The 24,595-nt window shown below is 66.0% G+C and carries 14 protein-coding genes and 2 pseudogenes; 6 read left to right on the top strand and 10 right to left on the bottom strand.

Going from position 1 to position 24,595, the window contains the following annotated elements; all coding sequences use genetic code 11:
* Positions 1-74 precede the first annotated feature (74 nt).
* The 4 genes from ABIC66_RS01070 to ABIC66_RS01055 all read right to left on the bottom strand — a co-directional run bounded on the left by ABIC66_RS01070 (position 75) and on the right by ABIC66_RS01055 (position 4,482).
* The gene (locus ABIC66_RS01070; protein ID WP_354067408.1) at positions 75-893 is read right to left on the bottom strand and encodes an alpha/beta fold hydrolase; all 819 of its coding nucleotides are present in this window, start codon (positions 891-893) and stop codon (positions 75-77) included.
* Between the two features lie 203 nt (positions 894-1,096).
* On the bottom strand, positions 1,097-1,984 hold the full coding sequence (locus ABIC66_RS01065) for an AraC family transcriptional regulator (protein WP_354067407.1): 888 nt from the start codon (positions 1,982-1,984) through the stop codon (positions 1,097-1,099).
* Between the two features lie 71 nt (positions 1,985-2,055).
* The gene (locus ABIC66_RS01060) at positions 2,056-2,811 is read right to left on the bottom strand and encodes an alpha/beta fold hydrolase (protein ID WP_354067405.1); all 756 of its coding nucleotides are present in this window, start codon (positions 2,809-2,811) and stop codon (positions 2,056-2,058) included.
* Between the two features lie 129 nt (positions 2,812-2,940).
* The gene (locus ABIC66_RS01055; RefSeq protein WP_354067404.1) at positions 2,941-4,482 is read right to left on the bottom strand and encodes a cation:proton antiporter; all 1,542 of its coding nucleotides are present in this window, start codon (positions 4,480-4,482) and stop codon (positions 2,941-2,943) included.
* 293 nt (positions 4,483-4,775) lie between these two features.
* On the opposite strand from ABIC66_RS01055, the gene ABIC66_RS01050 reads away from it, so the two are divergent.
* Entirely contained in the window at positions 4,776-5,612 is an 837-nt protein-coding gene (locus tag ABIC66_RS01050) for a glycine betaine ABC transporter substrate-binding protein (RefSeq protein WP_354067403.1), read from the top strand.
* 1 nt (position 5,613) lies between these two features.
* Here the strand turns inward: ABIC66_RS01050 and ABIC66_RS01045 are convergent, their stop codons facing one another.
* Positions 5,614-8,526, bottom strand: coding sequence for an ATP-binding protein (locus ABIC66_RS01045; protein ID WP_354067401.1), 2,913 nt, complete (start codon positions 8,524-8,526; stop codon positions 5,614-5,616).
* Positions 8,527-8,822: 296 nt separating this feature from the next.
* On the opposite strand from ABIC66_RS01045, the gene ABIC66_RS01040 reads away from it, so the two are divergent.
* From ABIC66_RS01040 to ABIC66_RS01025, 4 genes are all read left to right on the top strand, one after another.
* Positions 8,823-9,413 (top strand): RNA polymerase sigma factor, encoded by a 591-nt coding sequence (locus ABIC66_RS01040; RefSeq protein WP_354067399.1) that lies wholly within the window; start codon positions 8,823-8,825, stop codon positions 9,411-9,413.
* 115 nt (positions 9,414-9,528) lie between these two features.
* Complete coding sequence (locus ABIC66_RS01035; protein ID WP_354067398.1) at positions 9,529-12,438, top strand: TonB-dependent receptor; 2,910 nt, start codon at positions 9,529-9,531, stop codon at positions 12,436-12,438.
* Between the two features lie 25 nt (positions 12,439-12,463).
* Positions 12,464-13,504, top strand: a complete 1,041-nt coding sequence (locus ABIC66_RS01030; protein WP_354067396.1) for a DUF4880 domain-containing protein — start codon at positions 12,464-12,466, stop codon at positions 13,502-13,504.
* Positions 13,505-13,679: 175 nt separating this feature from the next.
* Positions 13,680-14,114, top strand: coding sequence for a YybH family protein (locus tag ABIC66_RS01025; protein WP_354067395.1), 435 nt, complete (start codon positions 13,680-13,682; stop codon positions 14,112-14,114).
* A gap of 854 nt (positions 14,115-14,968) precedes the next feature.
* On the opposite strand, the pseudogene ABIC66_RS01020 reads toward ABIC66_RS01025, so the two are convergent.
* The 5 genes and pseudogenes from ABIC66_RS01020 to ABIC66_RS01000 all read right to left on the bottom strand — a co-directional run.
* A pseudogene (locus tag ABIC66_RS01020) lies at positions 14,969-17,785 on the bottom strand (type I restriction endonuclease subunit R); the annotation flags it as partial.
* A 10-nt stretch (positions 17,786-17,795) separates the two neighbouring features.
* A complete protein-coding gene (locus ABIC66_RS01015; protein ID WP_354067393.1) occupies positions 17,796-18,854 on the bottom strand; it encodes a restriction endonuclease in 1,059 nt (352 codons plus the stop codon).
* Positions 18,851-19,687: pseudogene (locus ABIC66_RS24145) on the bottom strand (restriction endonuclease subunit S); the annotation flags it as partial. The pseudogene ABIC66_RS24145 and the gene ABIC66_RS01015, both read right to left, overlap by 4 nt.
* A gap of 494 nt (positions 19,688-20,181) precedes the next feature.
* Positions 20,182-22,017, bottom strand: coding sequence for a type I restriction-modification system subunit M (locus ABIC66_RS01005; protein WP_354067390.1), 1,836 nt, complete (start codon positions 22,015-22,017; stop codon positions 20,182-20,184).
* A gap of 108 nt (positions 22,018-22,125) precedes the next feature.
* Complete coding sequence (locus ABIC66_RS01000) at positions 22,126-23,115, bottom strand: HNH endonuclease (protein WP_354067389.1); 990 nt, start codon at positions 23,113-23,115, stop codon at positions 22,126-22,128.
* Positions 23,116-23,345: 230 nt separating this feature from the next.
* Between ABIC66_RS01000 and ABIC66_RS00995 the strand changes: the two genes are divergently transcribed.
* On the top strand, positions 23,346-24,593 hold the full coding sequence (locus ABIC66_RS00995) for a hypothetical protein (RefSeq protein ID WP_354067388.1): 1,248 nt from the start codon (positions 23,346-23,348) through the stop codon (positions 24,591-24,593).
* Positions 24,594-24,595: the final 2 nt, after the last annotated feature.

The following is a 24,595-nucleotide window of genomic DNA, read 5'->3' as shown; positions in this document are numbered from 1 at the left end:
GACGCCGAAACCCGAACCCTCATCGATTTAGGCTCCTCGGTCCTCACCTTAGGCGACGACCGTGGAGCGCATTGTCAGGACTTGATGAACGTCAGGAGGTCGGCGTTCAGGACGTCTGCATGCGTGGTCAGCATGCCGTGCGGGTAGCCGGGATAGGTCTTGAGCGACCCGTTCTTCAGCAGGTCGACCGCGCGCGGCACCGAACTGGCGAACGGGACGACCTGGTCGGCCTCGCCGTGCATGACCAGCACCGGCACGGTGATCTTCTTGAGGTCGTCGGTATAGTCGTCGAGCCAGGAGGCGACCGTCTCGTAGTGGGCCAGGGCACCGCCCATCATGCCTTGGCGCCACCAGTTGGCGATGACCGCCTCCGACGGCGTGGCCCCGTCGAGGTTGAAGCCGTAGAACGGGTTTTCCGGCACGAAGCGGAAGAATTCCGCACGGTTGGCCAGCATGCCGGCGCGGATGGTTTCGAACCATTCCGGCGGCTGACCGGACGGGTTGTCGGCGGCCTTGTACATGTTCGGCGTCAGCGAGGCGACCAGCACCGCCTTGGCGACGCGGTCCTGGTGACGCGCGACATAGCGAGCCACCTCACCGCCGCCCGTCGAGTGCCCGATATGGATCGCCTCGCGCAGGTCCAGGTGTTCGGTGAGGGCCGCAAGGTCGGCGACCCAGTGCTCCATGTCGTTGCCGGTGCTGGGCTGGTCGGATCGGCCGTGGCCGCGCCGGTCGTGGGCGATCACCCGATATCCGTGTTGAAGGAAGAACATCATCTGGGCGTCCCAGTCGTCCGCGGTCAGCGGCCAACCGTGGCTGAAGACGATCGGCTGACCCGATCCCCAATCCTTGTAGAAGATGTTGACGCCGTCTTTCGTAGTGATCGTGGACATCGAAACGCTCCATTTAGGCTTTTAGGCATCAGCCTATTGCTAGAAAATTCATGCGTTGACCTGAGAGGTCTTTCGCTCCAACGGGCCTCGCCTTGGCAAAACCAGATCGTTGATGCGGGATCGTTATCGACCTAATTGGATCGGCAGTATTCGCTGTTCCTGCGCAATTTTGAGCGTTTCCTGCTGAATGAGAAAAGCCATCCTCAACCGCGCTGCTCGGTCCTGAACTGGCGAGGGGTCATTCCGGTATGTCGGCGAAAGAGGCGATTGAAGTTGCTCTGCGAGCCGAACCCCGCCTCGAGCGCGACTTCGCCCATGGACGCGCGGCCTCGCGCCAAGCGGGCCTGCGCATCGCGGATGCGCCGCTCGGTCACATACCGGTGCGGCGAGAGGCCCGTCGCCTTCTTGAACAGGCGACAGAAATGATACTCGCTGAGACAGGCCTGCTCGGCCAATTCGGCCAGGGCCAGCGGTTCGGCAAAGTGGTTCTCGATGTAGTTCATCACCCGCGCGAGCCGTCGGGGATCAAGGTCCGGCTCGGCGCCGTGATGCTGCCATCGGTCGTGTCTGTACTTGGACAGCAGATGGGCGACGAGCATCGAGCGTGCGCCATCGACGAATAGCCTGTCTGTGACCTCTTCTGGACGCGACACGATCGCCCGCAACGCGATCGCGATCTGCACGAGCAGCGGGTCGGTTACCCCGCCCGCAAAGGCCAGACGGGTCTTGGCGGGATCGAGGTCGAAGTCCGCCTCCGCGCTGAAATCGAACGCCGCCGGCGCCAGGTACATGTGCAGGAACTCGACCGGCGCCTTGATCCGCGACACCGTCTCCTCGAGCCCGATGGGATCGATCGACGCCATCCCCTGCTCGATGACGCCCCGACGCAGCACCTTGTTGGCTTCCCGCTCGAACGGGGCGCGGCCGACCAAAGCGACGGTCGTTACGACACAGTGCATCGCGGCCGGCTTCAACGAGCCGGGGTCGATCCGTCGATGTTCGACCCGCAGGTCGCCCCACTCGCGGGGAGGATGAAGGTGCGTGTTAGCCCCGAACCGATCATCAAGAGATGGCGTCACCGCGCGGGTCACTCCTTTCGATCCTTTGTCTGGCGGCGTGGACACAAACCCCGGGGACCGTCGCCAGCCCCCGGGGCGCCGGGTCAATGGGCCGACGCGGCCGCCGTCTCGATGGCGGTGGTAACCTCGTGGGGGTGCGAGATCATGATGGCGTGGCTGCTCTTGACCTCGGTGGTCTTGGCGGAAGCGCGCTTGGCCATGTCGCGCTGGGCCGATGGCGGAATGATCATGTCGTCGCTGGCGACGACATAGTAGGTCGGCTTGGCGCGCCAGGCCGGCGCGGTGATCTTCGTCGCTGGCGCGGCCTGGCCCCACGGCACCTGCGAAACGGCCATGAAGGCGGCCACGTCTCGAGGCGCGTCGGGCGCGAACTGCGCGAGGAACTTGTCCTTGTCCAAGGTCAGGAAGCCGTCCTTGGCCACGATGGGCACGGGCGGGGCGTCCTTGAGGAAGCCCCCGAGCAGGGATTGGACGGACTCGCCCGCGTCGGGCGCGAAGGCGGCCAGATAGACAAGGCTGCGCACCTTGGGATCGACGCCGGCCTCGGTGATCACCGCGCCGCCGTAGGAGTGGCCGACCAGCACGACCGGATAACGCGCTTCGGCGATGGCGCGCCTGGTGGCGGCCACATCGCCGGCCAGGGTCTCTGTGGCGTTCTGGACGACCAGCACCTCGTAGCCGTCGTTGATCAGGTCGTCGTAAACCGCCTTCCAACCGGCGCCGTCGACAAAGGCGCCATGAACCAGAACGACTGAAGTCGAGCGATTGGGCGGGGCGGCGGTGGCGGCGCCGGCGCTGGCCAGCAGCGCGAGCGCTAGAGTGGCGAGCTTGGCTTTCATCGGGGCGATCCTTCCTCGTCGGTGGCGCTCCGCGGAGGAGACGGCACGGTCGATGGTTCTGAGTTCGCACTGATCTGCGCCAGTAAGTTCTGGTGAATCTTCGGCGTGGTCGGCCCCCTAGGACGCGGCTTAGTTCTCCTCGATGTGACGCTCGCGATCATTGCCCAAGGCGACCTCGGTGAAGTCGAGTTCCTCCTGAATGATCAGGAAGGCGTCGGGGCCGACGGCTTGGTCCAGGCAAAGTTCGTCTAGCCGCGTGCGCTGACGACGTGTCGCCTTGAGGCCAAGCGCTCGCCATTGGGCCAGTTTCACGCAGGGGGCCTCGAAGTTCGCCGCCGTCTCCCGCGCCTGAAGCGCAAAGCGCCAGTGCTCCGCCGCTGGCCCCGTCTCCTGGGCGAAGGTTTCGAGCGCCGCGCTCGCCATGGCCGCACGGGTGCTGGCCAACTCCACTGAAAGGTCGCTCTGGTCGTTGAGGCCCAGGAGCTTGACGAGCGGCGCCAGGCTCAGGCCCTGGACCACGAGCGTGGCCAGAACGACGGTGAAGGCGCAAAGGACGATGAGATCGCGCTGCGGGAAATCGGCCGGCAGGGCGAAGGCCGTGGCCAGGGTCACGAGGCCCCGCATGCCGCACCAGCCGATCAGCACCCCCTGCTTGAACGGCGCCGGCTCCAGCGCGCCGCGGAAGAATCGGTAGCGCGCCGCCAGCCGATTGTAGCTCAGGAGCCAGGCCATGCGGATGATGATGACGCAGGCCACCACGGCGGCGCTGAACCAGGCCGCCTGCTCCAGCCTGGCGGAGGACATGTCGGCCACGATGGTGCGCGCCTGCAGGCCCATCAGCAGGAAGGCCAGGACGTTGAGCAGGAAGACGGCGGTGTCCCAGACCGCGTAGCTATGAATGCGCGCCCGCGGCGGCGTCGACAGGTTCGCCGTCCGCGCGATGGTCATGGCGAAGGCCACCAGGCAGAGGATGGGGGAAAGGCCCAGCCGCTCGGCGACCAGCCAGACGGCCAGAGTGCTGACGAGATCCAGGAGGTTGCCGCCGAGGGTGCCGTGCAGCCTTGGTGTGAACCACCGAAAGAGCCGGCCCACCAAGATCCCGAAGATGATCCCGCCCGGCACGGCCAAGGCGATCTTCAACGCCAGCACCCCGTCCACCACCCCATGGGCCTGGGCGGAGGTCGCGACGCTGAAGAGCAGCAGCGCCGACGCATCGTTGAGCAGGCTCTCGCCCTTGAGAACCGTCACCGATCGCCGGGGCATGCTCACCTGGCTGAGGACCGCCGTGGCCGCCGCGGCATCCGGCGGCGCCACGATCGCGCCGAGCGCCAGCGCCGCCCAGAACGGCAAGCCCGCCAGATAGACGCCGGCCGCGGTCACCGCCGCCGCCGTCAGCAGAACCGCCACCACCACCAAGGCCACCAGTGGCCGCCAGTAGCGGCGAAGCGCCGTCAACGGGAAGTCGAAGGCGGCGTCGACGAGCACAGGCGCGATGAAGAGCGGCAGGGCCGTATGCGGGTCCAGGTGGATCCTCGGCGCCTGAGGAAGCAGGGCGAGAACCACGCCCGCGGCGGCCAACATGGCCGGGTAGGGCGCCTTGGTCCGCCGCGCGAGCTGCAGAAGCAGGATCGCGATCGACAACAGCGCCACCACGCTCTCGAGGAAACTCATCTCGCGCCTCCGCCTCTGGAGGCGAAGGCTAGCGGCTCGGGGCGAGCGCCTGAAATTAAGCGCGGTGAAATTTCGACAATGACCCGACGGCGCCGGCTCGCCCTGCGCGCGTTTGGCGGGCTCAGCGTCGATCCTCACCGCAATTGACACGGCTTTACTCGTCTCCCGCCACCGACCCGATAAGCTTTGGTCGGTAACCCCGCGTCCATGACGGGGGCGCGCGTCGCGTGCGGACCGTCCCACCACCGTCATGGTCCGCCGCGCGCGGTCGTTGCGACTGGAGTTTCGCCAGGATGAGCCAGGAGATCGCGGGCGCTGGGGTCGACGGCCGCGATGTCCTGGTCCTGGGGCAGATCAATATCGGTTTCCACGACGTCGTCGGCGCGGTCGTACAGGAGGCTCTGGCGCGGCTGGGCCATCGCGTGCGCGTAATCGCCGACGATTCCGAGGCGATCTTCCGCCGGCTAGAGGAAGGCGCCATCGACCTGATGGTCACAGCATGGCTGCCTGAGGCCAACGCCACCCAGTGGGCGCGGTATGGTCCCGCCGCCGAGGTGGTGACGATCCTCTACAGGGACGCCCGGTTCTTCTGGGCGAGCCCCGACTACATCCCAGAGACAGAGGTCTCATCCATCGCCGATCTCGCGCGCCCGTCGGTGGCGGCGCGGATGACCAAGCTCATCCAGGGCGGCGCGCCAATGGCCGCGATCAACGCCATGTCCCAGCGCGCGATCATCGCCTATGGACTGGACAGACTTGGCTATATGCTGCGGGCGGGATCGCAAGCCGATTGGATCGCGGCCTTTGACGTGGCCGCCGCCGAGCGGCGTTGGTTCGTCTTTCCCTGTTGGACGCCCCAATATCTCAATCGGGATGGCCGCCTGCGCCCCTTGTCCGACCCCCAGCGCATTCTGGGCAGTCTCAACGACGCGGTTCTGGCCGCGCCGCGCGGACGGCTCGCGGCGATCGCGCCCCGGACCCGACAGGCTCTGGAGCGCATGACCATCGGACTGGAGGGGGTCATTGAAATGGATCGGCTCGTCAGCCTCGACGGCCGCACGCCCAGGCAGGCCGCGCGGGCGTGGATGAGCGCCAATAGTCGGCGCGTCGAGACCTGGCTGAAACCTTGAGCTAACGGGCGGCCGCCTGTCTGACCGGGGCGCTGTCGAGCAAGTCGAGCAGTTCGAACGCCCGGCCCAGATCGGGATTGGCGCCGTCCTGGTCGACGCGCGCGCAGAGCGCCCGCAGCAAGGCCGCGGCGTCGGGCAGGCCGCCCGTTTCGCGCCGGCGTTCGACCAGGCAGGCGGCCGCCTTGAGCGCGATCGCCCAGGCGCCGAGCGTTTCGGCCAGGCTGATCGCCTGGCGCAGCGTCGCTTCGGCCGTGTCGTGATCGCCCTCGCGCCATTGGAGTAGCCCCATGACACGCAGGACCTCGGGCATGCACCACTGCTCGTCCTGGCGCAGCGCATGGTCCCGGGCGAGGGTTATGGCGGCCAGGGCCACTTCGGTTCGCCCGTTGTCGAGCGCGGCCTGCGCCAGCGTCAGGGCGTAGTAGGGTAGGCGCCCCAGGAACTGGCTTGCCGTCAGCGCCTCCACCGCCGAGCGCATGGCGTCCACGCCGTCGGCGTCGCCGCGCGCATGCTGGATAGCCCCCGCGAAGAACCGGCTGACCGGGCCGAAGATGCCGATGTCACGGCGGGCGTGGTTCTCGATCAGCGCCGCCAGGTGGGCTTGCGCCGCGTCGATCTGGCCGCTCCACAACGCCACGGGCAGGGCCGCCAGGGCCAGAGCGTTGGCGAGGGAAACGTCGTGACCGATCTCGACGGCGCCGCTCACAGCCGCGGCGACCGCTCGCTGAGCCTGAGCCGCGTTGCCGCGCGTCCAGGCCACGATCGCCAGAGAGGCGCGGATGGCCACGAAGCGGTCGAGTTGGAAGCGGGCGATCCCTGGGCGATGGCCGGCTTCCCGATGCTCGCGCGCCAGCGCGTTCAGCCTGGCGTAGGCGCCGTCCAGATCTCCGCGATAGAAGGCGGTCATCGCCGCCAGACGCTCGCCGTCAGGCCCCGCATCCGCCTCGTCCTCGTCACGCACGATCGCCGCGAACGCCGAAAGGCTTTCCTGAACCTGTCTGTGTCTGCCGCTGAAGGATTGCAGCACCGACCATCCCCAGAGCGCGCGAAGCCGATATTCGACCGAGCCGGCGTCCTCGGCCAAGGTCAAGCTTTCTCGCCAGGCCTCTTCGGCCTGTGGTCCCAACGTCTCGGCGAAGGTCAGCGCCCAGGCATAGGCCAGGCGCAACTTCAGGCGGAACACCGGCTCGAGATCGCCAAGATCCTGCGTGCAGGACAGCGCCCGGCCGACGCGCAACCGGCTTTCATCCACCAGAGAAAGACCCTCCCACAGGGGAATCGCCGCCGCCGTCAGGCGCAGGCCGATCCCGGCCGTCGACGGCGCGCTCAAGGCCCAATCGATCGCCTTGCGCAGGTCGTTCAACCGCGCGGCGTAAAGCGCCCCCCAATCGCCGGGCAGGCGCCAACGCCAGTCATGCTCGGCGCGTTCGAAGAATTGGAGGACCAGCTCGGCGTGGCGCATCAGGGCCCAGGGCTCCTCGCCCGCCTGTTTTAGCCGCTCGGCCGCATAGCTGCGGGTCGTCTCCAAAAGCCGATAACGCAGCTGTCCATCGGCGAAACTCGATGCGAGCAGCGACTTGGCGGCCAGGTTGCTGACGCACCAGGCAAGGTCGGCGTCGAGCAATTGGCTGTCACCCGCCAGACCGACGGCGTCTTCCAAGGAGAAGCTCCCTGCGAACACCGACAGAAGCCGCAGCACCATGGCTTCGCGGTCCGAAAGCAGCCGGTAGCTCCAGTCCAGGGTCGCCAGAAGGGCTTGCTGGCGGGCCGGCGCGTTGCGCGGGCCGTAGTTCAACCACTCGAAGCTCTGCTCCAGCCGCGCCAGCAGACCCCGAACGTCGTGCGACGTCAGGCGGGGCGCGGCCAGTTCGATCGCGAGCGGAATGCCGTCGAGCCGCCGGCAGATCGCGCCGACCGCGGCGACATCGTCCTGGGCCAGTTCATAGCCGACCGCCGTGTTGGCCCGCGCCACGAAGAGCACAACGGCTGGAAAGGCCAGCGCCGCGTCGCGCCCAAGCTCCTGTCCGTCCGGCGGGCACGCCAGCGGCGCGAGGCCGTGAACGCTTTCGTACTGCGAGCGTAGTGGCTCTCGGCTCGTGGCCAGAATGCCGATCTCGGGCAGCGCGGCGCGCAGATGATCGGCCACGACGCTGGTGGCGCAGACGACGTGTTCGCAGTTGTCGAGGATCAGCAGCCGGCGTTGATGGCGAAGGGTCTCGACGATGCCCGCCAGTAGATCGCTGGCGTGCCCGCCAGCGCCGAGCGCCGAGGCGATCGCCGGGCAGACGAGACGAGGATCGCCGATCATCGACAGGTCCACGAAGACCGCGCCGTGTTCGAAGCGCTCGGCGGCCCGGCGAGCCACGGCGAGCGCGACGGCGGTCTTGCCCACGCCCGCGGGGCCGACGATCGTCAGAAAACGGCTCAAGGTCAGGCTTATGGTGAGGGCGGCGACGTCGCCGTCGCGACCGATGATCAACGGGGCGGCGGGCAGGACAAGGTTCGTCGCACCAGCCAAGACTGGCTCGGCGACCGCGCTGACCTTCGTCCCGATCCGAACCTGAGCGGTGAAGCGGTAGCCGCGGCCCGGGACCGTGGCGATATAGGGCAACTGCGGGTTCGGCGAGGGCAGGGTCCGCCGCAGGGCGGCGATGTTGACCTTGAGATTGCTCTCGTGGACGTAGGTGTCCGGCCAAGCGGCGCTCATCAGCTGCTCCTTGCTGACGAGCTCGCCCCGCTGTTCTACGAGCAGACACAGGATGTCGAGCGCGCGCGTACCGACCCGCACCGGGCTTCCGGCGTGCAGAAGCAACCGGCGCTGAGGCACTAGGTCGTAGTCGTCGAAACTAAGGACGCGCTCGCCACTGGAGAGGTGTTCGGCCGTCTGTCGATCGGCCAAGGTCTCCGAGGTCATCGCCTCGCTTGCCTGGTTACCGGTTTCCAAAGTCACGTCGCCAACGTGGAGCTGCAAAGCCGCATCGTGCGGCTGCCTCTAAAGGACGGTCTTGGCGCGCCCTGCCTCCAAGTCACGCAAAGAATTTTTGCCGCGCCGGATATCCAAGGCAGGATCGTCTTCCACACCTATCTCGCCGACGTTCGACAGCGTTGTTCGCGCGCGCCGGTGAAATCGGGTAAACAGGATGGCCGGCCAAGTTCCCGCCGGCGTTGACGCGCCACGACGGCGTGTCTTGCTTCAGGACCCGCCAGGCCGTGTCGCAGCTTCGACCGATCGATACCTGGTTCATCGAGCAGGTGCTGCCGCTCGAACCGGTTCTGCTCGCCGCGGCCCGCAAGCTTGTGGACGACGCCGATACGGCCGGCGACCTTGTGCAAGAAGCTTTTATGCGCGTGCTCGCCAGCGAAGGGTGGGCGCGTATCGAGGCGCCGCAGCCCTACATGCTGCGCATGATGCGCAACCTGGCGATCGAGCGGCTGCGTCGCGCCCGCGTCGCCCGTTTCGATCAACTCTCCCAACTGGAAGGGTTCGAGGTCCCCGATGACGCGCCCGACGCCTACCGGGTCGTGGTCGGACGCCAGCAGATGGCCGCTCTGAACGCGGCGCTGAAGCGACTCCCCGAGCGGTGCCGACGGGTTTTCGTGATGAGGAGGATCGAGGACCGATCGCCTGGGGAGATCGCAAGACGCCTTGGTGTCAGCGTCTCGACCTTGGAAAAGCGGCTTGCCCGCGCCCACCGGCTGATCGCCCAGGCGCTGGTCCCGGCGACGGAGGAGGTCCGAGATGCTCCCGTGGCCAGGGTCGAGGGCGGCGCGCGCCCCCCGCGCAAGGCCGCCCTGCGCTAGCCCACGACGCGCCTGAATGTGCGGCGGCAAGGTGGCCACGAAAAACACTGTTGTTGGAAATGCAATCGTACGAGGGTGCCGATCATCCTTGGTGTGGGGCAAGGCGCGGTCGGACATGGAAGCCAAGACCATGAAGCCGGGCGCCGTCGCCTCGCGGGCGCTACTCCGCATGATGCTGATCTCGTCCGCGATACTGGCCCCGACGGCCGCCCTGGCCCAGCCGCGCGACTTCGACATTCCGCCGCGCGGGCTCGGCGAGGCGCTGAACCTGTTCGCCGGCCAGGCCGGCGTGCAGATCTTCTTTCCAGGGCGTTTGGTGGTCGGGCGTCGCGCGCCAGCCCTCAAGGGGCGCATGGAGCCGCGTCTGGCGCTTGCCAGGCTGATCGCCGGCGCCGGGCTTGAGGTGGCGCAGGACGACGGGCGGATCATCATCCTGCGGGTTGACGGGCGGCCGTCCAGACCGGTTCTCGCCAAGGCGCCGCCTCGCCGCTCAAAACCCGAGGGGCCGCAGGGCGACGCGGCGTCCCCGCTCGAAGCCGTCATCGTCACGGCGGGCCTGCGTTCGGCTGACCTCAAGCGCCACGGCGATACGGTCGGCGACACGGTCACGCAGCTGGAGATCCAGCGCCTGCCCAATCTCGACGCCTCCGACGTTCTGGCCCGTCTGCCGGGGGTGCGGCGCAACGAAACCCAGAGCGGCGAGAGCCGCTACGTCCAGATTCGAGGGCTCAACAACGCCGCCGCCTCCCAGTCGATCGACGGCGTCCTGCTGAGCGACTACGTCAATGCCTCCCACGCGACCTCGACTGAGCTTCTGCCAGCCTACTTCATCAAAACCGCGACCGTCACGACCACGGTGACACCCGATCTCGACGAGAACGCCAACTCCGCCCACGTGGCTTTCACCACGATCTCCGGTCTGGACAGTCAGGGCCGCCACGTCGGCGACGTGCGTGTTCTTGCGGGCGCGGCCAGCCGGGCCGGTGAGCTGGGTGGCGCCTTGCGACCTTTGCGCGTCGTGGGGACCTGGAGGGGAGCGCTCGACCAGAACGGCCGCATCGGCCTGGCGGTGGGCGCCAATCTCGACCGGCTGGAATCTCGCCAGGACGCCGTGTCGGTGACGGGTTTCGACCAGAGCTCAGGTCAATTTATTCCGACCGGCGCCTTGACCCGGGGCGAGACCCATACCCGCACCGAGCGCCGATCGGCGATGGCCAGGCTCGACCTGCGCCCCTCGTCACGCCTTTCCCTGTTCGGCGAATATTTCTTCCTTCGCCACGACTTCATCGCCGACCAACGCACCGCAACGGTAAGCATTGACGCCGGCGACGCGATCGATGCGATGGCGGGCGGGGGCCAGATCCGCGCCGGCGCGGTTAGCTATGGCTTTGGTCGTAGCCACCCCAAACTCACCGACCACATCGTTCAATTCGGCGTCGACTACGATACCCCTGGCGGGGATGCGGTGCGCCTGCGTCTTGGCGCGACGCGCAATCGCGTAACCGCCCAGCCGATCACGCTGGGCGGCGGCTTTGCCGCACCGTCGGGCCTTTCGAGCCGCCCTCTGGTCTATGCCTTCGACCATGGCGCGCTATCGTTCATGCCGGTCGCCGCCGCATCGGCCGGCGATGCGGCCGACTATCGCCTGGCCGAAAAGACGACGATCGGAGACGCCCTCAGCCGCGACCAAAACGCCTTCGCGCGCGCGGACTACGCCCACAACAACTCGGTCGCTGACGAGGGCCTAGGGATCAAGGTCGGCGTGCAACTCAAGACCCAGGTCCGCAGCAACCTTCAGCGCGGCCTTTCCGTGCTCGCTCCGCCGGGCGGGCTCCAGCTTTCGAGCGTCTCGACAGCCACGTCGGTGGCGCTGTTAGAGCCCGTGTCGTGGGACCCCGCCGCGCTCGTCGACCACCTGGCCCTTGAAGGCCGTTCCGCAACCGACGGCAACAGCCTCTATGCGCGCGATCCGGCCGATGGCTTTGGCCAGAACTTCAATGGATCCGAAGTGATCGCGCTCGGCTACGGCATCGCCTCCTTCGGCTGGTCGCGCGGGCGCGTTTCGGGGGGACTGCGGGCGGCCCATACCCATCGCGAGCTTGACGAATACGACCCCGACGCCGTCGGGCGCTACCGCCTGTCGCACTACCAGCAGACCTATTGGCACGTCCTGCCGAGCCTCTACGGCTACTACGATGTCACCTCGGCCCTGAAGCTACGCGCGGCGATGACTCAAACCCTCGAGCGGCCCGCTATCACCAGTGCCGGACGCCGGCAGATTACGAGTTACGATGCGCCGGCGACGCGTTCGATCAGCTACAGCAATCCCTATCTGAAGCCGATCCGCTCGACCAATTATGACGCCTCGGTCGAATACTATTATGGGCGCAGCGCCTATCTGTCGCTGGGCGCTTTCGCCAAAGACCTGCGCGAGATTTCCGCGGCCAGCAGTAGCCAGACGATCGCGCCGGACGGCGTGCGTGAGGTCACCACCTACACCAGCAACGTGCGCGAGGTGAACGGCAAGAAGGTGTTTGGACGGGTGCGGGGGATCGAGATCGCCTGGTCCGATCCCCGGCTCTCGGTGCTACCGCGGGCGCTGGGCAATCTCGGCATGACCCTGTCCTACGTCTATCTGGACTATCGGGTGACGGCGCTGAATGGCGGCGGTGGCGTGGCCCCTACAGACGTGCGCCTCGTGCCATCCGCGCCGCGCGGCTTCGCGAACCTGAACCTGGCCTACAATCGCGGTCCGTTCGCCGCCAACGTCGCCGTCCAGAAGATATCGTCCCTGCCCACCTTCACCTACGATCCGGCCAATGATCGCCGCACCGCGTACGGCGCGCTCGTCGACCTCCAGGGCAGTTGGCAGGTCAGCCGCACTCTGCGTCTCCTCGTCGAGGGCCGAAACCTACTGGATAAAGGCGATATCGATCGCGCGGGCGTGACCGGCTATGGACCCGCCTATCAGATCCGCAGGAACGGTCGCACGGTCTGGGCGGGGTTTCAGATGACGCTGTTTTAAGGTCCGCCGCATCCTGATCCGCGTCTTGCATGCGGAAAAAGGACAGGTTGGCGAACACAAATGTGGTGGTGTTGGCGGGCGTAAACGTCTTCCTTTGTATGCGGATGAAAGGCCCTGTTCCGGCGTGTTCAAGTCTCGGCGATCAACCTTCAGGGACCAAGCGGATCCCGCGCTCGCCGAAGCCGCGCAATGGTTGGCGCGCGCCGACCTTGGGACGCTCGATGAGGCCGCGTTCGAGACGTGGCGCGCCGCCGATCCGCGTCATGCTTTGGCTTTTGTGCGGGTCGCCGACGCGGCCCGGAAGGCGGCCTTGGCGGGCCAAAATGGGCGCGCCGCCCTGCAAGCGCCTCAAGTCTCGCGGAGAGCCGCTGTCGCCGCTGGTCTTGGCGTCCTGGCCTTGGGCGGCGGCGCCCTGGTGGCCGGCAAGGTCAGCGCGCGCGACCGCGCCTCGACCCCCGTTGGAGGAACCAGGCGGGTGGTGCTCCCGCGAGCCGGCGATCTCATCCTCAACACCGACAGCGCCGCCTCCTGGCGGCGAGGTCGTCAGGGTCTGAGCCTCTGGCTTGAACGTGGCGAAATCGCCTTGGACCTGACCGATGGCGCCGCGCCGGTGCATCTTCGAGGCGCCAGAGGCGGCGCGCGCCTGGGGGCGGGTCGCTACAACGCGCGGCTGCGCGAAGACCTGCTCGATCTGACGATCCTGCGGGGTCAAGCCGTGGTGGACGAGTTCGGCGGCGAGGCCATCCAGAAACCAAGCGCGCTGCTTCTGGGGTCTGGTGAGCCGCTGGTCCGGGCGCTCTCGGACCAGGACATCGCCGAGACCCTGGCTTGGCGCGACGGCGACATCCTGTTCGTGGACGAGCCCTTGCCCGCCGCGGTGGTCGAGTACAATCGCCACCTAGTTCGAAAGATCATGATCGCCGATCCTCGCCTCAAGGACCTGCACGTCGGCGGCCGGTTCGACGCCGACGATCCTCGCGGCTTTCTGCGGTCGTTGGAAACGGCGATGGACGTCCACGTGAGCATGTCGGATCGCGAGATCCTACTCTATCGCAAGCGCGCCTGAGCCGCTGGCGGCCTCGCCCCCGTTTTTACTTCATTTTACCGCGCATTATCGGGCGGCTGGGCAATAACCGGCGCGCCCGGCCCGGGCCAACCGCGCCGGTTCGGCGCGCAGCGGTGACCGCGGCGCAGGCCATCGCCCACCCCTGACCAAAGCCCCGAAATCCCGGAGATCCCCCTTGACGAACAGGTTCGCGTTCCTCGCCTGCATGGCCCTGGCGACGGCATCACCCATCGCTGCCCAGGCCTCAGGTCCCGACATCCAAACCCAGGAGGCGCACTGGGCGCGGGCGTTCAACGCCGGCGACATGGATCACGTCGTCGAGCTCTATGACGCCGACGCCTGGCTCGTGATCCCCGGTGCGGCGCCGGTCACGGGGAAAGCCGCGATCAAGGTGGCGCTCGCCCAGATGGCCGCGCACGTCACGAAGATGGATCTTCGCACCCAGTCGGTGCAGGCCCTCGGCGCCGACATCTTGGTGGAAAACGGCGTGGCGAGTTTCGAGACCGACGACGGGGCGGCCAATCCCAAGCGATCCAACTATCAGGTCCTTTGGAAGCGTGACCGGCAAGGTCACTGGCGCATCATCCGCGACGTCGTCAGCCCGCTCTAGGCTTCGTGCTTGGAAAGGCGCGGCTGTCGGAACGCTCTTCGCCGAGACCGGGTGGGTGACCGTCATCGAAATCGCCCGATAGATCCGAGAGCCGGTTGCCTCCACTGGATGTCGCGTTTCTGGAGGCGCGCCAATGTCGGTTATTGGCGCAGGGCGGACGAGGTCTCATGCCGTAGGCAGCAGGACCTCGACCCGACGGGACGATGGGCTAATACTCCTAGCTGGATCTACCCTGAGGAGCGCGGATGTTTGGAAAGCGCAGGCGCACTGAGCCCTTCGTTGGAATGGCTCGCAGGGCCAACGAAATACCCCTGCCTGAGGGTACCGTTTTCTACGAGAAGTGGATTGCTGAGCAGCCGCCGATGATCCCTGGCAGCATCTTTCCTGCGCTGATGGAAGACGTCCCCCTGCCACCCGGTACGATCACCTACGCTGATAAAGCAACATTTCAGCGTGAGGCGGCCAAGCGCCGGCGATCGGCTACCAAGGCGCCAGCTCCTAAGCGCAAGGATTGACGCTAGCTTCCGATAACGCCCGATAGAGGGCGAAGGCCGCTGCTATTAGGTCTTGATCGGACTCTCATCCCGAGTGCGGGCTCGCTCCCGCAGCGCCTCGTACAAATTCCCCGGCCCCAGCAGGATATCCAGCAGCTTCTCGCGCAGCGCCTCCGACGACAGCACCTGCTGGCTCATGCTGGAGAACTGGTCCTCGCTCTCGATCACAGCGTTCAGGAACTCCTCGCGGATCGTCGGCGATGAAGCGAATTGGGCCTTCTTGTTCGCCATGGCCTGGGTCTGGAGGTCCTCGGAACCCAGCATGTGCCCCATGAGCACGCCGTTCAGGTAGATGAGCTGGTTCTCTTCGGTGATCTCGCCCTCGAACAGATCGTTCAGCTTGGCGATGATCTCGTCGAGCCTAGCCTTCTCTTTTTCATGCAGACCGCCGGAGCCCACCTCGGCCATGCCGCTGAGCTTCGGAGCCTCGCCGGTTCCATAGAGGAGGTCCTTCTGGCCCTTGGCCTTCAAGGCGTGGTGCGTCAGACGCAGACCCGACAGATCGACGCCGGGGCGTTCGCGGCCAAACTCCAGAAGCGGCAGCAGTCGGCGGAAGAAGATCGAGCGCTTCTCGATCTCGGTGTTGCCGTAGTCGAAGATCTGGCTGAGGAAGCTGTAAAGCCGCTGGAAGGCGGCCATGTCCCCCTTGAAGAGATCAAGGGCGTTCATGTGGTCGAGCGCCTCGGCGGCGGCGCGCTCGTCGTCCTGGGCCTTGGCCGTCACCCAGGCCTGCTTTGCGGCGGCGAAGGCCTTCACCAGACGATCGGCGACGGGCTCCAGCGCGGCGATCAGGTCGCCTTGCTTGGCCTCGGGGTCCAGTTCGACACGCACCACGCGCTCGATCTCGTGGTCGTCATAGTGACCGGCGGCGTCCAGCTTGGCGCGCAGGTCATAGATCAGGTTCGGATCTGTCGCCGCCTCCAGCTCCGCCGTCTCGTAGTAGGTGCGGAACGCCGTCAGGATGTCCTCGGCGCTGTTGCAGAAGTCGAGGATGTAGGTGGTGTCCTTGCCCGGATGGGCGCGGTTCAGGCGTGACAGGGTCTGCACCGCCTGGATGCCGGCCAGGCGCCGGTCCACGTACATGCCGCAAAGCAGTGGCTGGTCGAAGCCGGTCTGAAACTTGTTGGCCACCAGCAGGAGGTGGAAGTTCTCGGCCTTGAAGGCGTCGCGGATGTCGCGGCCGTTGAGGCCTGGGTTCAGCGCGGCGCTGGTCTCGGTGACCGGGCCAAGTTCCTGATCGGGCACTTCGCCGGAGAAGGCCACTAGCGTGCCCAGCGGATAGCCCATCTTCTGGATGTAAGCGTTGATCGCCACCGACCAGCGCACGGCCTCCTGGCGGCTTCCGAGCACCACCATCGCCTTGGCCTTGCCGTCCAGCAGCGGCTGGACGTTCTCGCGGTAGTGCTCGACGACGATCTGGACCTTCTGGGCGATGTTGTAGGGGTGCAGCCGCACCCAGCGCATGATGCCCTTTAGCGCGGTGTCGCGCTCGACCTCGCGCTCGTCCCACTCCTGGCCGTCATTGGCCAGTTTGAAAGCCAGGCTATAGGGCGTGTAGTTCTTCAGAACGTCGAGGATGAAGCCTTCCTCGATCGCCTGGCGCATCGAATAGACGTGGAACGGCGCGGGCAGGCCGTCGGCGTTCGGCCGACCGAAGAGCTGCAGCGTCTTGGCCTTGGGCGTGGCGGTGAAGGCCACATAGGTGATGGATTTGTCGCTGGCGGCGCGGCCGGCCATGTTGGCTTCCAGCACCGCCTCGGTGTCGATCTCGCCGCCGTCGGCCAGCTCGGCGATCTCGGCGTCGGACAGCATCTGCTTCAGCTTGCCCGCCGCCTCGCCGGTCTGGCTGGAGTGAGCCTCGTCGGCAATGACCGCGAAGGCCTTGCCCTGCGTCGCCGCCTGCTCGCGCACCGCTTCCAGGGCGAACGGGAAGGTCTGGATCGTACAGACGATGACCTTCTTGCCAGCGGCCAGAGCCTCGGCGAGCTGACCGCTCTTGGAGCCGCTCTCGCTCTTGATCGTCGCCACCACGCCGGCCGTGCGCTGGAAGTCGAACAGCGCCTCCTGGAGCTGGGTGTCGATGACGTTGCGGTCCGAGACCACAATGACGCTGGAGAACAGCTTGTTGTCGGCCGCGTCGTGCAGCTCCGACAGGATATGCGCCGACCAGGCGATGGAGTTGGTTTTGCCCGAGCCGGCCGAGTGTTGGATCAGGAACTTGCCGCCGGCCCCCTCGGCCAGAACCTGCGCCGCCAGCTTCCGGGTGGCGTCGAGCTGGTGATAGCGGGGGAACACCACGCTGGTGATGCGCTTCTTGGCGTCCCGCTTGGTCACCATGTAGCGGCCCAGGATCTCCAGCCAGCTATCGCGCGCCCAGATTTCTTCCCAGAGATAGGCGGTGCGATGGCCGTTCGGGTTCAGCGGGTTGCCCTTGCCGCCGTGGTCGCCCTTGTTGAACGGCAGGAAGAAGGTCTCGCGGCCCTGCAGTTTGGTGGTCATGGCCACCTCGCTGTTGCTGAACGCGAAATGGACCAGCGCCCCGCCGGGAAAGGCCAGCAGCGGCTCTTCGCGGCCGCCCTTGGGGCGGGGTTCGCGGTCGAAGCGGTACTGGGTGATCGCGTCTTCGACGCTCTGGGTGAAGTCCGACTTCAGCTCGGCGGTCGCGACCGGCACGCCATTCAGATACAGCACCAGGTCGAGGCAGTTCTCGTTGCCGACCGCGTACTTCACCTGCCGCGCCACGCGCAGGCGGTTGGCGTCATAGCGGCGGACGATCTCGGGGTTCATGCCCATGGCGGGCTTGAACTGGGCCATCTGGATGCGGCCCCGCGCCCCGACGAGTTCGACCCCGTTGCGCAGCACGTCCAGCACGCCGCGCTCGTCCAAAGACTTCCGCACTCGGTCGGCCAGCACCTGCGCCGCCGCCGCGACATTGGCGCGCGAGAGACCGTCCCAGGCCTCCGGCTGGCTGTCTTTCACCCAGGCAACCAGGTCGTCGAGATACAGAGCCCGCGTCCGGTCATGCCGGTCGCCCGCCGCGCCCTCATACAGCCAGCCATTCGCCGCCAGGTGTGCGCAGATCTCGTCCTCAAACCGGATCTCCTTGTGGAGGGACATGGGCGCGCTCCTAGGCGTCGACGCCGGCCACGGGGGACCAAATCTGTTTCAGGGGGATCTTGGCGCGGGTTTCGTCCGAGAGCTGACCATAGCTAGTGAACAGGGCGGTCAGCAGCTCAGGCATCTGCCACAGGCGCACCGAGAAGAACTCGCTGTCGATCAGCTTCTGGGCTGGGCCGTTGACGCCGGCGATGCTGACCAGCAGTCCCGTGCGGGCCTTGGCCGCCTGGACCGAGCCCATCAGCTTCAGCACCACCTCCTGGTTGGCCGGGGCGTCGCCCGACTTCACCTGGACGCAGATGCGGTCTTCACCCAGGCCCAGCCGTCCGCCGGCCGCCAGGATGTCGACCCCGCCGTCGGCACCGGGCGGCGAGACCTTGGTCACATAGCCTTCGATGCGCAGGATCTCGGCGACCAGATAGGCTAGGTCGTGGCCGGCGAAGGCCGACTTGACCAGGGCGATGATCTGTTGGCGGGCGATGTCCTCGACGTCCAGTTCGACATCCTCGGCCTCGGCGTCCCCCGTCTCAGCATCCTGGACCGGCGCCTTGACCGTCGCCAAGCCCTGCTTGCCCAGCAGCGGGCCGGGGTCCTTGCCGGTCTTCAGCACCGCCTCGACCCGGGCCAGGGCCTCGTTGCGCTTGACCTCGCAGATGGTCAGGAAGGCACCGAACGAGTGGCGCAGGTCCTGGGCGAAGGCCTCGCGCGGGACGGCCTCGTTCAGCCATTCGACGGCGCGGGTATGCGGGCAAACGCCGCCCGGCTGATGGAGGTACGCGCCGGTGACCCGGCCGATCGCCACGCCGCTGGTCAGCTTGCGCGGCATTACCACCAGATCGCCGACCGCGATGGTGTTGACGAACTGGTTCAGCTGGGCCGCGAAGTTCCGTTGGGCGTTCTTGCCGCCTTGGGGATCAGACTCGGCGAGCGCGCGGCCGATGGCCTCCCGGTCTTTCAGGCCCGACAGGTCGCCCAGCTCGTTGAAGCCCGGCAGCAGCCGCCCCTGGGTGATGGCCTCCAGCTCCCGCTCGCCATGACGGCCGGCGCGAACGATCCAAAGCCGGGTCATGCGGCCTCCGCTGTCTGGACCAGGCCGCGAACGTCGATCTTGCCGGTGACGGCGGCGGCGATCAGGGCGGCGCGGCGTTCTTGGAGGAGCGTGATGGCGGCTTCCGAGGCGGCGGAGAGGCTGTCAAACTGCTCCTGAACCTCGGCAAGATAACCGGCGATACTGATTTGTTCCTGCATAGGCGGAACTGGAACCATAATCTCGCCGAGGATGCCGATGTTGATTACGTCCATCGTTCCTCCGCGGCTGAGATACGAAAACTGCTCGAACGAAACTGCGCTTCGGAGCAGGACGCATAAATATGTCGGGTCGATCTGATTGTTCGGCCTAAAGCGTATTAGGCGCGGATTGATGATCCCCGGCTCTGCCCCCTGCGGGAAAATTGCGATCTTCCCGAATGTTCCTACGCAGCTAACAAGAAGGTCGCCGACCTCGACGCGATACTGAGAAAGTTCATCGTATTTATCGCTCGATACGTAGTAGTCTCCGATGCTAAAGTCTCCTGGTATAACTTGTTCTTGGCCATAGACGCGGTATCCGGCACTTGAATACATATCTTTAGTGAGCGCTGAGCCAAATGGCCCCGCCTTTATGCTGTCGGCGAGGTTCTTGGCGGGCATGACCTCCCAATGCGCCGGCACCTGGCCGAGCCATTCGACGCCGCTGTCCTTCATCGGGATGGATGGGTCGAGGCCCTTGGTCACGGCGTGGGAGATGACGGCTTGCCGCTTCTCCTTCAGGAGCACGATCAGCCGCTCCTGCGCCTCCACCAGCGCGTCGATCTTGGCGGTTTCCCGATCGAGGAAGGCATCGATAGCGACCTGCTCCTCCGGAGGAGGAAGCGCAACTTTGATGTTCTTGAACTCGTCCCAATAGAGCCGGAGTCGAAAGTCCGTGACGCCTTTCGATAGGCTTTTCATCTCACGGACGGCATTCGGCGTCCTGAGCAGGCGCTCGATAAACACCGTGCTCTGACTGCTGGTGGGACGCGCGACCACGTAAGCCGGGCTAACGGCTCCAACCGTCTGTACAGCGCCAAAGCCGCCCTGCCAGGCCCTCATCATGTTGTAGACGAGGTCATTCGGCTCGACCCGCTTGTATTTCGAGCGATCCTCGCTGCGGGCTACAACACGGTCCATTTCGTCGTCGGCCAGCTCTGTGTCCGAGACGCCGGAGTGGATCGACACGCTTAGAACGGGCAGGTCGTCAGAACCCGGCTCTGATACTTCGCGGAAAAGCGAGTTCAACCGGGTGACCTGCCAATGAGATGGCACGGCGCCGAGCCACTCGACGCCTGTATCGCGATAACTTGGATACGCCAGAGAGCTCACGCCGCCAGCTCCGCGATCATCGCCTTGATCTGGTCGGTCACCGCGCGCAGGTCAGCGTCGATCTGCGCCAGATCACGCGGCGGTTCGAACACATAGAAGTGGCGGTTGAACGGGATCTCGTAGCCAGTCTTGGTCTTGTCCGCGTCGATCCAGGCGTCGGGGGCGTGGGGCAGGACCTCGCGGGCGAAATATGTCTCGACGTCCTCCGACAGCGGCACGTTCTCGGTGTCGCGGCGGGCGCTGTCGGCCTGGGGCTTGCCCTTGTTCTTGCCCTTTTGGCCCAGCACCGCCTTGCCGGTCTCGTCCACCAAAGGCCGCTCGACCGTGATCGTGCGATAGCCAAAGGCGCTGTTGGGCAGGATCTTGGACAGCGGCGCCAGCTTGACCTTGCCGCCCTCCGGCGCGGCCGGCGGGGCAGTTCCGGCCTCAACGATCACCTTCTTGTCCAGCTTGCCCTCGGCGTCGAACACGCTGGCCAGCTCGGCTTCCACGAAGGCGCCGAACAGGCGGGTGATGGCGACGATGTCGTCCTCGCCCATCTCCTTGCGCTTGGAGCCCAGGGACTTGCGCATCTTCCGCCAGAAGCCGCTGGCGTCGATCAGTTGCAGCTTGCCCTTGCGCGCGGCGGGCTTCTTGTTGCTGACGATCCAGACATAGGTGGCGATGCCGGTGTTGTAGAACATGTCGGTTGGCAGGGCGACGATGGCCTCGACTAGGTCGCTTTCCAGCAGGTGACGGCGGATCTCGCTCTCGCCGCTGCCCGCCCCGCCGGTGAACAGGGGCGAGCCGTTCAGGACGATGCCGAACCGGCTGCCGCCATCGACCGCCGGCCGCATCTTGGACAGCAGGTGCAGCAGGAAGAGCAGGGACCCGTCCGACACGCGCGGCAGGCCCGGGCCGAAGCGGCCGTTATAGCCCTGCTGCTCGTGCTCGGTCCGGACGATCTTCTCGACCTTCTTCCACTCCACGCCGAACGGTGGGTTGGACAGCATGTAGTCGAACTTGGCGGCGTGGTGGCCGTCGTCGGACAGGGTGTTGCCGAAGACGATGTTGTCGACCGGCTGACCCTTGATCAGCATGTCGGCCTTACAGATCGCGTAGGACTCCGGGTTCAGCTCCTGCCCGTACATCGACAGCTTGGCGCCGGGGTTCTGTTGAAGCAGGCGCTCTTCGGCGACCGACAGCATGCCGCCGGTGCCGGCCGTCGGGTCATAGATGGTGCGCACCACGCCGGGCTCGCTGAGGGCCGCGTCATCCTCGACGAAGATCAGCTCGACCATCAGGCGGATGACCTCGCGCGGGGTGAAGTGCTCCCCGGCGGTCTCGTTCGACAGTTCGGCGAACTTGCGGATCAGCTCCTCGAACACGAGCCCCATCTGGTGGTTGTCGACGACCTCGGGGTGCAGGTCGATCTTGGCGAACTTCTCGGCGACCATGTAGAGCAGGCCGGCCTTGGCCAGGCGCTCGATCTGGGCGTGGAACTCGAACCGCTCGAAGATGTCGCGCACGGCCGGTGAGAAGGCCTGGAGGTAGGCGTAGAGGTTCGCCGCGACGTTGTCGGCGTCGCCTAGAACACGGGTCAGATCCATCTTGTGGATATTGTAGAACCCCGCGCCCGAGGTCCGGCGAAGGAAGGGATCGGCATCAACGCCCTGGGCGGCGCGCTTTTCGCGCTCGGCCAGCACCGCGGCCTTGGTCGGCTCCAGCACGCAGTCCAGACGGCGCAGCACAGTGAACGGCAGGATGACCTTGCCGTAGTCGGATTGCTTGTAGTCGCCGCGCAGCAGGTCGGCCACGGACCAGATGAAGGCCGACAAGGACTGGTGGTTCATGGACGGTACGCTCCCCTAACAACGCCAGATAGCACGCGCCCTGCGGCGCCAGGCAAGCGGCTTGGCCTGGATATGAGTCGAGCACTGATCTCAGTGGATGTCAGCGGCCTATGCCACGAAGACGTTGGCGCGATGCTCCGCCATGTATCGCGTTTGGGCCGGTGCAAAACTGTCGGCCCGCCACACGGCGCCGGCGTCGGCGAAGCCGGCCTGTCCCCAGTTTAGATGATCGAGACCGAGACGTTTCAGATCGTCCCGATCGACCCGAGGGGAGACTAGAACCTCGCCGTCGTCGTGGAAGCTTATGAAGCCGCGGTCGAAGAGCAGGTCGGCGTCTGGCGTGAGGAGCAACCCGTTCGCTCCATCGAGGCGTTCCCCTGCCGTCTTACACAGCCGCCAGGGCTTGATATGGCTGGCGATGAGAAGCGTGGGGTTGCTCACACCGGTGAGCCGGCAGCAGCGCTCGATCGCCTCGACGTTGGCCCGAAACTTCCCTTGGCCGCGGCGGGCCTGGATGACGCTGCGCCTGACGGTGTCGTCCAGGGTGAGGTCCGCAGCGATACGGCTCTCGACCACATCTTCGAGCAATTCGTTGACGACCTCGAAGCTGAGGCTGTTTGCGCCTGCGCGGTGCAGCGTGATGGCATCGAAGGTGGTCGAGGCGGTGACGACTTCGAAGACGTCCTGCGAGATCTCGGCGAGGTAGGCCTTCTGGTTGCCTGCGCCGTTGCCGGGATTGAGCGGGGAGTAGCGCGTCGGCAGCAGCGGCCGCAGGACATCGATCATCGCCTTCGGGCTGACGACCTGAGACACTGGCACCCAGAAAACGGGGAGGAGCCAGCCTTCATCGCTCCAGTTGGACCCCGTCGTGCCGAATTCCTCCGGCTTGGGCGCGGTGAAGGCGAAGTCGGTGACGCGGCCGACGTAGCGGATGGCTTGAGAGGAGTACGAGAGCACCAGGTCGCCAGGCGAGGCGCGGCGCATGTTGTTGTAGAACTCGCTGCGCGCGCCGTTGCTCTCGGTCTTGGGTGACCAGAGGTACTGCCCGTCGATCTCCTGCCGGGCCGTTTGGTTGTGGTTCACCCACCAGAACTGCATCGCCAAACACGCTAGAGCGAAAAGCTAAGCTTGCTAAGCCCTGGGTTTTAGATCCATCGACGCGACGGCGCGAAAGCGGTTCTGCCGATCTCTGGGTCTGTAGTTCGACTCCCCAAGCTTCTGGCGCTCGCATCCACAGCTGCATTGGATCCTGGAAACGGCTTCGCAACCGGTGCTGACGCTGATCGCCGGCTTTTCGCGCGGTAAGCGCGTTAGTCGTGTCGAGTTTAATGTCGCGTACAGTTTCAGAGAACCAACCCTCCTCGATCTCCGATCAGCCTGGGCGGCGGGGCAGAAGGCCCAAAGCCATCGAGGACAAGCCGAAACCGCTTTGGACCGAATGGACGGACCCGGACGATTTCGCCGAGGCGTTGGACTTGCACATGCGGCGGCATGGCGATTCCGCCTATCATCTCCAGAAGGCGCTGGCGGCCAAGGGGCCGACGGTGAACGTGACGACGCTGCGGACGTGGCGGTTGGGATCGAAGGCGCCCAACGACGCGCCGAGCTTGCGGGCGCTCGGGCTGATCGAGGCGCGGTATGATCTGCCGCCAGGCTATTTCCGCGCCAAGGTCCCGCCGTCGGGCAGGGCGGTGGCGAACCATCGCTTGCCTGGCTTGACGACCGCCGAGCGGCGGCGCCTAGCTTGGCACTTGCCGGGCAACTTCAACCAGTTGTCGCCGGCGAAGAGGGAGGAGATTTTGGACTGGGTGCGGACGGTCGTGGTGTCCGGGTCAACCGAGTATCGCCGCTATCAGGCCGCAGCTATGCGTCAACGCTTCGCCGTCCGCTTCTCTGGCGCCTGCGGCGACTATTCGGTCGCCGTCGAAGATAAGCTCGAAGGCAGCTTCGACCTTCAGGAGCCCGATGCCGAACTGACAGCAGGCACTGTCCCGGCGCCGCCCGCGCTGGAGCAGGAAATGGCGAGCCTGTTGGCGTTCAAGACAGCGGCGCTGACCTCCCGTGGTCTGCAGCGGTCAGGCGTGTGGGGATCGGAAACCGCCTCGCAAAAGGTCGAGCATCTGGGCCTGATGTTTGGTGCGCTGGCAGCGGCGCCGTCCGGCGAGATCGCCGGTGCGAGCGTGTCGCTGACCAAGCTGACGTTCGCCATGCTCGTCTTCCCCGCCGTTTGGGATTGGTACCTCCAGTGGCGGCAGGTGCGTCGTGGCTTCTACACCCAGTGGGAAGTGGAGATGCTCATGCTCGGCGCCGCGCTCACGCGTCGTGAGACTGGGTGGATCCGGCAAACGCCAGGTTTGGCGCAACGCCTGAAGCCGATCTCCGGTTTGATCTCTCAAGCGGAGATCGATGCAGCTCGCTCCGACTGGTATGCTGCTTGCGACGAGATGCATCGCCATGCGCTTCATCGCGCCAAGGAAGTCGCGCGGATCGCGCGCGTCCATCGCGATCCCTTTGAACCCATCCTGGCGATCCTCGAGTCCGATAGTCCTTTGGCTGCCTATCGCCAGATCACATAGGA

Origin of the sequence: Caulobacter sp. 1776 (assembly GCF_040545685.1) — a bacterium.
Classification (GTDB): Bacteria; Pseudomonadota; Alphaproteobacteria; order Caulobacterales; family Caulobacteraceae; genus Caulobacter.
The sequence above is the reverse complement of the archived record's forward strand: the minus strand, read 5'-3'. Positions and strand labels throughout refer to the sequence as shown.

Bases quoted from the DNA above. Each gene is read 5' to 3' on its own strand.
- ABIC66_RS01070 (WP_354067408.1), bottom strand. From the start codon at position 893: ATGTCCACGATCACTACGAAAGACGGCGTCAACATCTTCTACAAGGAT.
- ABIC66_RS01060 (WP_354067405.1), bottom strand. From the start codon at position 2,811: ATGAAAGCCAAGCTCGCCACTCTAGCGCTCGCGCTGCTGGCCAGCGCC.
- ABIC66_RS01055 (WP_354067404.1), bottom strand. From the start codon at position 4,482: ATGAGTTTCCTCGAGAGCGTGGTGGCGCTGTTGTCGATCGCGATCCTG.
- ABIC66_RS01050 (WP_354067403.1), top strand. From the start codon at position 4,776: ATGAGCCAGGAGATCGCGGGCGCTGGGGTCGACGGCCGCGATGTCCTG.
- ABIC66_RS01045 (WP_354067401.1), bottom strand. From the start codon at position 8,526: ATGACCTCGGAGACCTTGGCCGATCGACAGACGGCCGAACACCTCTCC.
- ABIC66_RS01035 (WP_354067398.1), top strand. From the start codon at position 9,529: ATGGAAGCCAAGACCATGAAGCCGGGCGCCGTCGCCTCGCGGGCGCTA.
- ABIC66_RS01015 (WP_354067393.1), bottom strand. From the start codon at position 18,854: ATGACCCGGCTTTGGATCGTTCGCGCCGGCCGTCATGGCGAGCGGGAG.
- ABIC66_RS01005 (WP_354067390.1), bottom strand. From the start codon at position 22,017: ATGAACCACCAGTCCTTGTCGGCCTTCATCTGGTCCGTGGCCGACCTG.
- ABIC66_RS01000 (WP_354067389.1), bottom strand. From the start codon at position 23,115: ATGCAGTTCTGGTGGGTGAACCACAACCAAACGGCCCGGCAGGAGATC.
- ABIC66_RS00995 (WP_354067388.1), top strand. From the start codon at position 23,346: ATGTCGCGTACAGTTTCAGAGAACCAACCCTCCTCGATCTCCGATCAG.